Here is a 2,216-nt window from a genome sequence, read left to right on the forward strand (position 1 = left end):
TCCCTACCCAGAATCCATCACGAGCCCGGCAGCAAGAGGGTCAGCTCAGAGCCTAAAAGCCAACTGCGATTCCCCTGTCGATCATTCTGGACAAAGTCAAGAATTGTATCGAAATACCCGTCCGGTGAATCATGAGTACATCGGTAGTTTATCCTGCGAAATCAGCTCCAGCTCTTGGGTTTCTAAAATCATCGCAGAACGACATAGAGGTGTTCGTAGAAGACACCGCAGCGCCAAACACGTGGGTTAAATTATTAAGACGATACCTTCCGGCATGCACTCGCTTGAATAGCGTAAGTACTCTCGGAGGAAGGGATAATGTCATTGCCGCTTGTAGAGCCGATCAAGTAGAAGACGGACGGCGTAAATTATACATCATTGATGGAGATTTAGACCTTCTTTCAGGCAGAGCGAAACCACGGCTCAAGCATCTATACCGTCTCCGCGCATACTGCGTCGAAAACTATCTTCTAAGTGAAGAGGGGCTTATAACTGTTGCAACCACATTCGACGAGCACATTGACGAAAAAACGGCTAAGGCAAGCATCAACTTAGCGTCTTGGCTAAACCGTAACCAGCCTTGCTTGGCCGATTTGTTTCTTTGTTATGGGGCGTGTCAAGAGTTTCGTTTGTCAATAAAAACGGTCTCATACAGCGCGTATCTACTGAAAGATGACACAAAAGCTACACCTTATTTTTGTCCTGAAAAAACCCGGTTGAGGGTGATTTATACCATAAGGCAATTACGTGTCGTGGCAACTTTTACGGAGCTTCGTTCTTGGTTTCATAACGCAAACCAAAGGTACCAAAGCCTTGGTACTGTCCGCGCGGTCTCGGCAAAAGACTATTTACTACCATTCATTTACGACTTCATGAAACATCGTTTTAAGGTCAACCTACCCAAGCAAGCATTTAGATCAATGCTCGCAGCAAATGCCGATATTTCCTTTGATCCGTACTTAAAGAGACGTTTGAATCAGCTTTAACTATTTCACGCATCCTTATTTATTGAAAACATGCATATGCCCGCGCTGCCTCGCCGCCGCTTTCCAGTGTTTCTTGCGGACGCCTTCCGGCTCCAAGTGTTGGTACTTTCCGTCAGAAAATTTCGGCCAGTCCAGCGCCATTCCCCTACGCACCATTTCAGCGCTCAGATCACGACCGTCCGGAAGAAAACAGGTCGCGACAATCCGGTCATAGGATAATTCCGGCTCGATCTCGGCGGTTATGATCTGACCTTTGCAGAGGTGGACCAACTCCCATTTCGCTTTTTTGCCCCAAGGGTGCTCAAGCTCTGGCGCGTCGATGCCCGCCAAGCGTAGGCTCACTTTTCCGATCCTGATCGTGTCGCCATCGACCACGTAGCATTTTCCTGTGAGCGTAGTCTCGCGCGTATCGCGAAGCGGTTGGACCGGGGTTGGTGCCTTATTCGGAGGTTCAATATGCTGTGAAGGTATTGCCTTGGGCGCAGGCTGTGGAATGGGAAAGTCAACATCATGATATCGTGGCGCGTTCTGCCGTTTCGTAGGGCGGCTGAAAAACAATGCGTGAATAAGCTTTCTGAGCAAAGGTGACACCTCAAAATTTTCAACAATACTTTGTACCGCTCAGAATGGGCAATTCTATGACGACCGTCAACGCCAAGCTGGACAATGAGGCCTGCAGTGACTGGCACAGGCGATCTAAGAGAAGCTGTCTTAAACACAGTCAAACCGCTGCTAAAGCGTCTAAACATTCATGTTACGTTCTGCTGCAAAAACCGTGGTGTCCAAACATAAAGTTGATTGAAATCAGTTATATACCTTGTTTTGCAAATCCGTCTACACCGGTTCGATTCCGGTACTCGCCTCCACTCCCAGTTGCAGCGCCGGTTCAGGGCCTGAGCGCGCAGGGTGGCACCGGACCGTAATGCGGTCAGATCATCCGTTAACGAGCTCGGCGAAAGCAGAATTGGGGTGGGATGTGAACGCGCATGTCAAGCCCATCGAGCATGCGCGCGTCGCAGAATGCGTGTGTCGAAGATCCCCTAGGGCACAGGGTCAGGGCCTTGATCGTTGACCGGCCTGCGCAGGTCCGACACCAGCAGGGGATGCGCTGTCGGGATCGACAGAAATTGATGGCATATGAACAATCCCGCTGTTAACCCGCATTCCCCAAGTAGTCCGCTGATTTCGCTGTCCTGAGCTTGGTATTTCGTATATAAATCATGGTGTTGA

Annotated in this window: 3 protein-coding genes; 1 reads left to right on the forward strand and 2 read right to left on the reverse strand. The window is 49.6% G+C overall.

The features are described 5' to 3' along the window. Positions 1-131: 131 nt before the first annotated feature. On the forward strand, positions 132-986 hold the full coding sequence (locus ACROSR_RS20480; protein ID WP_432687724.1) for a DUF4435 domain-containing protein: 855 nt from the start codon (positions 132-134) through the stop codon (positions 984-986). 15 nt (positions 987-1,001) lie between these two features. On the opposite strand, the gene ACROSR_RS20485 is transcribed toward ACROSR_RS20480, so the two are convergent. Together ACROSR_RS20485 and ACROSR_RS20490 are read right to left on the reverse strand one after the other, a co-directional pair. Further along, complete coding sequence (locus ACROSR_RS20485) at positions 1,002-1,361, reverse strand: thermonuclease family protein (protein ID WP_432687725.1); 360 nt, start codon at positions 1,359-1,361, stop codon at positions 1,002-1,004. A gap of 665 nt (positions 1,362-2,026) precedes the next feature. After that, positions 2,027-2,216, reverse strand: a 190-nt coding sequence (locus ACROSR_RS20490) for a hypothetical protein (RefSeq protein WP_432687726.1), incomplete at its 5' end; no start/stop codon positions are given.

It is taken from the genome of Roseovarius tibetensis, assembly GCF_050896375.1.
Taxonomy (GTDB): domain Bacteria; phylum Pseudomonadota; class Alphaproteobacteria; order Rhodobacterales; family Rhodobacteraceae; genus Roseovarius; species Roseovarius tibetensis.